The sequence below is a fragment of the Streptomyces hainanensis genome, from assembly GCF_004348415.1.
Classification (GTDB): domain Bacteria; phylum Actinomycetota; class Actinomycetes; order Streptomycetales; family Streptomycetaceae; genus Streptomyces; species Streptomyces hainanensis.
Genome location: NZ_SMKI01000319.1, coordinates 1 through 9,142 on the forward strand (window position 1 = coordinate 1; position 9,142 = coordinate 9,142).

The 9,142-nt window shown below is 72.8% G+C and carries 6 protein-coding genes; 4 read left to right on the forward strand and 2 right to left on the reverse strand.

Features of this window, described 5'->3' with window-relative positions; all coding sequences use genetic code 11:
• The 3 genes from E1283_RS25225 to E1283_RS25235 form a co-directional block, all read left to right on the forward strand.
• A partial coding sequence (locus E1283_RS25225) for an Nramp family divalent metal transporter (protein WP_132820442.1) occupies positions 1 to 1,405 on the forward strand: 1,405 nt, incomplete at its 5' end.
• 86 nt (positions 1,406 to 1,491) lie between these two features.
• The gene (locus E1283_RS25230; protein ID WP_132820443.1) at positions 1,492 to 3,228 is read left to right on the forward strand and encodes an IlvD/Edd family dehydratase; all 1,737 of its coding nucleotides are present in this window, start codon (positions 1,492 to 1,494) and stop codon (positions 3,226 to 3,228) included.
• Between the two features lie 48 nt (positions 3,229 to 3,276).
• Complete coding sequence (locus E1283_RS25235) at positions 3,277 to 4,455, forward strand: fumarylacetoacetate hydrolase family protein (protein WP_132820444.1); 1,179 nt, start codon at positions 3,277 to 3,279, stop codon at positions 4,453 to 4,455.
• A gap of 49 nt (positions 4,456 to 4,504) precedes the next feature.
• Here E1283_RS25235 and E1283_RS25240 read toward each other — a convergent pair whose 3' ends face one another.
• A complete protein-coding gene (locus E1283_RS25240; RefSeq protein WP_132820445.1) occupies positions 4,505 to 6,985 on the reverse strand; it encodes a PQQ-dependent sugar dehydrogenase in 2,481 nt (826 codons plus the stop codon).
• A 142-nt stretch (positions 6,986 to 7,127) separates the two neighbouring features.
• On the opposite strand from E1283_RS25240, the gene E1283_RS25245 reads away from it, so the two are divergent.
• On the forward strand, positions 7,128 to 7,733 hold the full coding sequence (locus E1283_RS25245) for a TetR/AcrR family transcriptional regulator (RefSeq protein WP_132820446.1): 606 nt from the start codon (positions 7,128 to 7,130) through the stop codon (positions 7,731 to 7,733).
• A 64-nt stretch (positions 7,734 to 7,797) separates the two neighbouring features.
• On the opposite strand, the gene E1283_RS25250 is transcribed toward E1283_RS25245, so the two are convergent.
• Positions 7,798 to 9,042, reverse strand: a complete 1,245-nt coding sequence (locus E1283_RS25250) for an MFS transporter (protein ID WP_243745093.1) — start codon at positions 9,040 to 9,042, stop codon at positions 7,798 to 7,800.
• Between the last annotated feature and the right edge of the window lie 100 nt (positions 9,043 to 9,142).

Below are 9,142 nucleotides of genomic sequence, written 5' to 3' on the forward strand. Positions count from 1 at the left end.
CATGAGCACCCGCCGCCTACCACCGCCCGCGGTACGGCCGTTGCCCGCCCCACCCCGCCGGATATGGCCGATCATCGGGCCGGGCGTCGTCGCGGCCGGAGTGGGCCTGTCCTCGGGCGAGTTCATCCTCTGGCCCTACATCGCCTCGCAGGCCGGGCTCGTCTTCCTCTGGGGAGCGGTCGTCGGCGTGGTCACCCAGTGGTTCATCAACATGGAGATCGAGCGCTACACGCTCGCCACCGGGGAGACCGCCATCACCGGCTTCAACCGCTACTGGCGGCACTGGGGCGCGGTGCTCGTGGGCCTGACCTACGCCGCCAACCTCTGGCCCGGCTGGACCACCAGCTCCGCCACCATGCTGTCCTACGTCTTCGGCGGCGACCCCACCGTCATCGCCGTGGGCCTGCTGCTGCTCATCGGCGCCATCCTCACCCTCGCGCCGGTCGTCTACACCGCCCTCGAACGGCTGCTCTTCGTCAAGGTCGCCCTCATCGGCGGGTTCTTCGTGCTCGCGGTGATCCTCGCCATCAAGGCGTCGAGCTGGCGCGAACTCCCCGACGCCGTCACCCACATCGGCCAGTTCCCCAGCGAACTCGGCGTCGCCGTGCTGATGGGCGCCCTCGCCTACGCCGGCGCCGGCGGCGGGCAGAACCTCTGCCAGAGCAACTGGATCCGCGACAAGGGCTTCGGCATGGGCCACTACGTGCCCCGCCTGGTCAGCCCGGTCACCGGCAAGAAGGACGACGCCGCCGTCGGCACCAGCACCGGCTACGTCTTCGTGCCCGAGGGCGAGAACATGGACCGCTGGAAGCGCTGGTGGCGGTTCGCCAACATCGAGCAGGCCATCACCTTCGGCGCCACCACCATCATCACCATCGTGCTCGCCTCGCTGCTCGCCCACTCCACGCTCTTCGGCACGGAGGGACTCGCCAACAACGTGGGCTTCGTGGAGGCCGAGGGCGAGGTGCTCAAGGCCCAGGTGGGCAACTGGTTCGGCGTCCTGTTCTGGCTGATCGGCGGCTTCTCCCTGTTCAGCGCCGCGGCCGGCATCGTCGACTACACCAGCAGGCTCGCCGCCGACGTCCTCAAGTCCACCTACCTGCGGAACTCGACCTACCCCGAGAGCCGGCTCTACTTCTGGCTCGTGTGGGGGCTCGTCGCCATCGGCATCGGGATACTGGCGCTCGGCCTCGACCAGCCGCTCGTCCTGCTCATCGTGTCGGCCTGCGTCGCCGGGATGATGATGTTCGTCTACTCCGGGCTGCTGCTCTACCTCAACCGCAAGGCGCTGCCGAACCCGCTGAAGGTGCGCGGCCTCCGGGCCGTCGTGCTCGTATGGGCCGTGGGCCTCTTCGGCGTGCTCTCCGTCCTGACCATCCGCCAGCAGATCGACCTCCACTTCTGACCCCGACCCCGACTCCGGTCTCAGCCCCGGCGCACCGGGAAACACCGAGAACCACCGCACGACACGACACCACGGGAGACCCGAAGATGACGGACGGCGAACAGGCGGCCCGCCGCAGCCAGGCATGGTTCGGCGCCAGCGGCCGGAGCGGCATGGTGTACCGGTCCTGGATGCGCAACCAGGGCTTCGGCCCCGAGGTGTTCGACGGGCGCCCGGTGATCGGCATCGCCACCAGCGCCTCCGAACTCGCCCCGTGCAACGCCCACCTGACCCGGGTCGCCGAGGCGGTCAAGCGCGGCGTGTGGCAGGCCGGCGGCTTCCCGCTCCAGTTCCCCACCATGGCCACCGGCGAGACGCTGATGCGCCCCACCGCCATGCTCTACCGCAACCTCATGGCCATGGAGGTCGAGGAACTGATCCGCGCCAACCCGCTCGACGGCGTGGTGCTGCTCTCCGGCTGCGACAAGACGACGCCCGCCATGCTCATGGGCGCCGCCAGCGTCGACCTGCCCGCCCTCATGGTCACGGGCGGCCCGATGCTCAACGGCAAGTACCGGGGCGAGGACGTCGGATCCGGCACCCACGTCTGGAAGTTCGAGGAGGACCTGAAGACCGGCCGGATGACCCAGGAGGAGTGCTTCTTCGCCGAAGGGTGCATGGCCCGCTCCAACGGCCACTGCATGACCATGGGCACCGCCTCCACCATGGCCTGCCTCGCCGAGGCCCTCGGCATGCAGCTCCCGGGATCCGCCACCTGGCCCGCCGTCGACTCCCGCCGGATGGAGACGGCGGGGGCCGCCGGGCGGCGGATCGTCGCCATGGTCGAGGAGGGGCTGCGCCCCTCGCACATCCTCACCCGCGACGCCTTCGAGAACGCCATCCGCGTCAACGCCGCCATCGGCGGCTCGACCAACGCCGTCATCCACCTCACCGCCATCGCCGGGCGGGTCGGCGTCGACCTCACCCCCGAGGACTTCGACGCCCTCGCCCGCGCCGTGCCGACCCTGGTCAACCTGATGCCCAGCGGGAAGTACCTGATGGAGGACTTCTGCTACGCCGGCGGGCTGCCCGCCGTCCTCGCCGAACTCGTCCGCGGCGGGCTGCTCCACGGCGACCGGCTCACCGTCACCGGCCGCTCCGTCGCCGAGAACGTGGCGGACGCCGAGAACGTGAACCCGGACGTCATCACCGGTCTCGACGACCCGTTCCAGCCGGCCGGCAGCGGCACCGCCGTGCTGCGCGGCAACCTGTGCCCGGACGGCGCCGTGATCAAGCAGTCCGCCGCCTCCCCGCACCTGCTCAACCACCGGGGCCCCGCCCGGGTCTTCGACTCGCCGGAGGCCTACCACGCGGTCGCCGACGACCCGGACCTCGATGTCGACGAGAACACCGTGCTCGTCATCAGGAACGCCGGGCCCAAGGGCTACCCCGGCATGCCCGAGGTTTCCAACGTGCCGCTGCCCACCAAGCTCCTCAAGGCCGGCGTCACCGACATGGTGCGCGTCTGCGACGGCCGGATGAGCGGCACCGGCTACGGCACCGTGGTCCTGCACGTCACCCCGGAGGCGGCCGTCGGCGGCCCGCTGGCCCTGGTGCGGGACGGCGACCCCGTGGTGCTCGACGTGCCGGGCCGCACCCTGCGGCTCGACGTCGACGACGCCGAGCTCGAACGGCGCCGTGCCGACTGGAGCCCGCCCCCGCGCCGGCACCACGGCGGCTACACCTGGCTCTACACGGAGCACGTCGAACAGGCCGACCAGGGCGCCGACTTCGACTTCCTCCGCGGCTGTCGCGGGTACGACGTGCCCCGCGACTCCCACTGACCGAAGGCGCACCCAGGCCCGCGCACCGAAGAAGGAGAGACCCGCACCATGGCCCCGGCACCGACCCCCGACGACGTCCTGCCCCAGGACGCCGACCAGGCCGCCCTCGTCGCCCGCGTCCACGAACCCGAGTGGGGCGGCCCCTGCGTGGCCGCGGTCCGCGACGGGCTCGTCGTCGACCTGACCGCCCACGCGCCCACCGTCGCCGACCTCCTGGAACGGCAGGGCGTCGAGGAGGCCGTCGAGATCGTGCGGCGGGCGCCCGGCGGGCGCGCCTGGCCCCTCGCCGAGCTGCTCGCCGCGACCGCCGCCGGCCGCCGGGACCTCCCGCACCTGCTCGCCCCCGTCGACCTCCAGGTGATCAAGGCCGCCGGCGTCACCTTCGCCAACAGCCTGCTCGAACGCGTCATCGAGGAACGCGCGGGCGGCGACCCGGCCCGGGCCGCCGAGGTCAGGGAACGCGTGGTCGCGGCCGTGGGCGGCGCCGTCGACCGGATCCGCCCCGGCTCGGCCGAGGCCGCGAAGGCGAAGGAACTGCTGGTCGCCGAGGGGCTGTGGTCGCAGTACCTGGAGGTCGGGATCGGCCCCGACCCGGAGGTCTTCACCAAGGCCCCGGTACTCTCCGCCGTCGGCACCGGCGCCGACATCGGGGTGCTCGCCGCCTCCGGCTGGAACAACCCGGAACCCGAGGCCGTCCTCGTCGTCGACTCGCACGGCCGGGTGCGGGGCGCCACCCTCGGCAACGACGTGAACCTCCGGGACGTCGAGGGCCGCAGCGCCCTGCTGCTGCCCCGGGCCAAGGACAACAACGCCTCCTGCGCCATCGGCCCCTTCGTCCGCCTGCTCGACGAGGGCTTCGACCTGGACGCCGTCCGCGACCTCGACATCGAACTGCTGGTCGAGGGGCCCGGCGGCTACACGCTGCGCGGCCGCAGCTCGATGCGCGAGATCAGCCGCGACGTGCTGGAACTCGTCACCGCCACCCACGGCGCGCACCACCAACACCCGGACGGCTTCGTGCTCTTCACCGGAACCCTGTTCGCGCCGACCGAGGACCGGCACGCCCCGGGCGCCGGCTTCACCCACGACCTCGGCGACGTCGTGCGGATCTCCAGCCCGCGGCTCGGCGCCCTCGTCAACACCGTCACCACCAGCGAGCAGGCACCCCCCTGGACCTTCGGCCTGCGCGCCCTGCTGCGCAACCTGGCCGGGCGCGGGGTGCTGTGAGCCCTCCGCGGTGCGGGGCGCGAGGCCCCGCACCACGGAGCGGAGATCGTCAGTCGGGCCGCCCCGACTCCGTCTCGAAGGTGAAGTCACCGACGAACAGCTCGGGTTGGACGCCGTCCGGCCAGCTGGCGACGTAGTACAGGTCGTGCACCCCGCCCGGGTCGCTCACGGGCGCGGTGAACTCCTGGTAGACGCGGTCGTCCAGCGAGGTGGAGCCGGTGCCCGGGAGGTCGTCGAAGCGGGCGACGACCGGCCCCTCGGGGGAGCCGGCGTGGACGGTCAGGGTGACGCCGGCCTCGCGGGTGGCGAGGGCCATGGTGAGCCGGTCGACGTCCCGGACGTCGATCCGGGGGAACGAGAACCAGTTGCCGGGCCCGGGGACGAACAGCTGCCCCTTGTAGAGCCCGACGCCGTCGCCCGCCGGGTAGGTCTGGGCGCTGTACGTCGGCGGGTGCAGCACCGCGTCGGCCTCGGCGGTGAGCGGCGGCGCGCCGCCGGGCCCGCCGGCGTCGGTGTAGCCGGCCTGGACGATGTGGAAGACGTAGGCGCCGGGGCCGTGTTCGGCGTCGCGGCCTGGACTCAGGACGCCGCGGCAGTCAGGCCCCGGGGTGGCCTCGCTCATGGGGTGGCCGTGCTGGTTGTGGCCCAGCTGGTAGGTCACGGTGATCGCGGTGCAGTCGACGGGGCCGCCGTCCGGGTCCTCGGCGCGGACGGTGAAGGGGATGTCCTCGCCGAAGTCGGAGAAGGTGCCGTCCGCCGGCGACTCGATGGTCAGCGTCGGGCGGGCGTTGCCGGCGGTGACGGTGAGATGGGTGGTGGTCGAGAGGCCGCCGGCGTCGGTGACGGTCAACGCGGGCCGGAACTCGCCCGCCGTGGTGTAGGTGTGGGACGCGGTGGGTCCCGTGGCGTCGGTGGTGCCGTCGCCGTCGAGGTCCCAGGCGTGGCTGAGGGCATCACCGTCGGGGTCGCTCGAACCCGAGGCGTCGAACTCCACGGTGAGCGGCAGGGTCCCCGAGTCCGCGCTGGCGGTCGCCACGGCGAGCGGGGTCCGGTTGCCCTCGACGTAGTCGACGCGGTACAGGCCGGCGTCGTCGTTGCTCGATCCCCAGCCGTTGCCGTACTCGAGGACGTAGAGCGAGCCGTCCGGGCCGAACTCCATGTCCATCGGCTTGACGAAGTCCACCCCCGGAAGGAACTCCCGCATGTCGCGCGGGGTGGTCAGCCGCCGGTCGAACCGGGTGGTCCGGATCCAGTCGGTGGTCCAGTCGTAGAGGAAACGCCGCCCGTCGAACCACTCGGGGAACCGGGTGGGCGAGTCCTCGGCCGCCTCGTCGTAGCGGTACATCGGCCCGGCCATCGCGCCGCCGCCGTACAGCTCGGGGAAGTACTCCTGGCGGTCGTAGGTGTAGTAGATGGTGGCGGGTTCGATCGGCGGCAGGTTCACCAGGCCGGTGTTGTTGGGGGAGTCGTTGACCGGTCGGTCGCAGTCGAACCAGGGGCCCGGCCGGTTCTCCTCGTAGTCCCAGTCGTTGTAGGGCTGGTTGTCCATCGTGCAGTACGGCCAGCCGTAGTTGCCCGCTCCGTTGATCAGCAGCGTCCTGACGTGGCCGGCGGGGCCGCGCTCCGGATCCGGCAGGATGGCGTCCGGGCCGTAGTCGGCCATCCAGAGGGCACCGGTCTCCTCGTCGTAGTCGCCGAGGGTGAACGGGTTGCGGAAGCCCATGGCGTAGATCTCGGGCCTGGTCCTGTCGTGCCGGTCGAGCCGCTCCGGGAACAGGTTGCCCCGGGGAATGCGGTAGCCGCCGTTCCGCTTCGGCACGACGCGGAGGATCTTGCCGTTGAGGTCGTTGGTGTTGGCGGAGGTCCGCTGGGCGTCGCCGTCGGCGTGGCCCGGCCGCTCGTCGGTGGGGGCGAAGCCCTGGGAGGCGCAGCAGTTGGTGTTGTCGCCGGTGGCGATGAACAGCTGCCCGTCGTCGGTCATCAGGAGATCGCCCGCGCTGTGGCCGCCCCGGACGCCGTCGGGGTGCGGGATGTCGATGACCAGCCGCTCGGTCGCCGGCTCGAGCGTGTTCTCGTCGGTCAGCGTGAAGCGGGCCACCCGGGAGGTGAAGGAGGTGTCCCAGTCCGGTCGGGAGAAGTGCAGGTAGAGGTGCCCGGTGCGGTCGAAGTCCGGGGCCAGGGCCAGCCCGACGAGCCCCAGTTCGCCGGTGACCCGGACCGGGATGGTGCCGGCCACCACCGAGGCCCCCGTCTCCGGGTCCCACACCTTCACCCGGCCGTCGCGCTCGATGTAGACCACCCGGCCGTCGGGGGCGACGCTGACGCGCATCGGCTGGGTCAGGTCGTTGCCCTCCAGGAGCACCCGTTGGAACCGGTCCTCGCTCGGCACGGGCGGCGGCTGGCCCTGCCCGCCGCCCGGGCCGCCGCCGTGACCCTCGTGGGCCGTCGCCGTCGCCGGGGCCAGGGCCACCAGCGGCAGGAGCAACGTCAGCAGCAACACCCAGAGGCGTCTTCCACCGTCGACTACCACTCTCGTCCACCTCTTTCGCCATCGGGAGAGGGGGCTTTTGCCGGGGTTCGGCAAAAGTTGACGGCTCAAAATTTACCGATGGTCAGATTTGGCTGGCAAGGGTCGTGCGCCAAGTCCCCGGGGGCGCGCCTACGATGGGGGCATGACGGGCCGGGGGGCGTACGCCAAGGGCGTGGCCAGGCGGGAGGAGATCATCGCCACGGCGCTGCGGACCCTGGCGGAACGCGGCTACCGCAACACCTCGTTGCGCGCGATCGCGCGTGAGCTGGGGCTGCAGCCGGCGCACATCCTGCACTACTTCCCCTCCCGCGAGAAGCTGTTGGAGGCCGTCGTCACGGCATGGGACCGGCGCGCCTGGGCGGCCGGCGTCGCGGCGGTCGGAGCCGACGAGGGCATCCTCACCCTCTGGCCCGAACTGGTGCGGCACAACACGGGAGTTCCGGGGCTCGTCCACCTCTACACGGCGTTCGCGGCGGAGGCCGCGGCCGGGGGCCACCCGTCGAGGGAGTTCTTCCTGGGGCGCTTCGAGCGTGTCAGGGGCCACCTGGTCGACGACATCGAACGGCGCAAGGCGGCCGGCCGCTACCCGCCGGAACTGGACAGCGCCCGGGCCGCCGGCAGCCTCATCGCCCTCTCCGACGGGCTCCAACTCCAGTGGCTGATCGACCCGCGGGTCGACATGGTGGCCGAACTGGAACAGGCCATCGACGCGTTGGCGGTCGTCCACCCGCTCCGGGGCCGTTCCTGACCGGCCTTCGGCCGCCGGCCGCCACCCGGCCGCGTCGAGCGTCCCGGCCGGACCCGCCGCACCGTCACGGCCCGGCCGTCGAGGTCGCGGGCCGGCCGACGCGGTGGACGGCCGGCCCGAAGGCCGCGCCGGCGGCCAGGAACAGGCCGCCGAGGGCGAGCCAGCCCCACGTGCCCCAGCCCAGCAGCAGAGTGGTGACCAGTACCGGGCCGAGCGCCCTGGCGACCTGCGGGCCCATGCCGAAGAATCCCTGGTACTGACCCTGCCGGGCGGGGTGCGCCAGGCCGAAGCCGAGTTCCCAGCCGCCCGCCCCCTGCCACATCTCGCCGGCGACCTGGAGCGCGGCGGCGGCGAGCAGGATCGCCACCGCCGCGCCGGGCCCGACGCCGGCTCCGGACAGCGCGTATCCGGCGCAGGCGGCCAGCATCAGCCAGCCGGCCCGGCGGGTCGCCCGGGTGGCGGCGCGCGGGTCGGTCACCCGGCGGGCCACCCGCACCTGGAACACGACCACGCAGAGGGTGTTGAACGTCAGCAGCAGCGCGGCCAGTTCCTCGGGCGCGTCGGTGCGCCGCGCCGTCCAGAGCGGCAGCCCCAGGCTGAGCAGCGGCATGTTCAGGCACATCACCGCGTTCAGCGCGGTGACCGCCGCGTACCGCCGGTCGCGCAGTACGGCCAGCCGCGGCCCGGTGGCCGCCCCGGGCGCGGGCCGCGCCTCGGGCAGGCGGCGCAGCAGGAGGGCGGCGACCAGGAAGCCACCGGCGTCGACGGCGAAGACGGCCACGTAGGCCGACCGGGTGCCGGCGGTGAGCGCCAGCGCGCCGAGCCCCGCGCCCATCGCCAGGCCGGCGTTGGTCACCGACTGCAACCGGGCCCTGGCCAGGGTTCTCCGCTCGGCGGCGACCAGCGCCGCCAGCAGCGTCTGCCGGGCCGAGGCCAGGCCGGCCTGGGCGCAGGCGTACCCGCAGAGAACCAGCGCGAGGAGCGGAAACGACCGCACCCAGGGGAAGGCGCACAGCGCCGCGGCCGTCGCCAGGGACAGCAGCACGGCGGTGCGGCGCGCCCCCAGCCGGTCGGCGAGGTGCCCGAGCGGCACGCCGGCCAGCATGGCCGACGCCCACGCCACGGTCAGCGCCAGCCCTACCCGCGAAGCGGAGAGGCCGACGAGCTGAGTGAGGAACAGCGCCGAGCAGGCGTAGAAGGCGCCGTCGCCGACGGAGTTCACGAACTGCGCCGCGGCCAGCGGCCGCGGTGGCCCGGCGGCGGGCACGGTCTCCCGGGGCGGGGCGCACCATCTGTCGGCGACGGTCACGGGGGCTCCTCGTTCGTTTCTCTCCCTGCGCCGAGCCATTCAACGTCGGGTCATTGGCCCACGGAAGTGCCAATTCCAAGGAGATCGAACGGGCCAATCG

Bases quoted from the DNA above. Each gene is read 5' to 3' on its own strand.
- E1283_RS25230 (WP_132820443.1), top strand. From the start codon at position 1,492: ATGACGGACGGCGAACAGGCGGCCCGCCGCAGCCAGGCATGGTTCGGC.
- E1283_RS25235 (WP_132820444.1), top strand. From the start codon at position 3,277: ATGGCCCCGGCACCGACCCCCGACGACGTCCTGCCCCAGGACGCCGAC.
- E1283_RS25245 (WP_132820446.1), top strand. From the start codon at position 7,128: ATGACGGGCCGGGGGGCGTACGCCAAGGGCGTGGCCAGGCGGGAGGAG.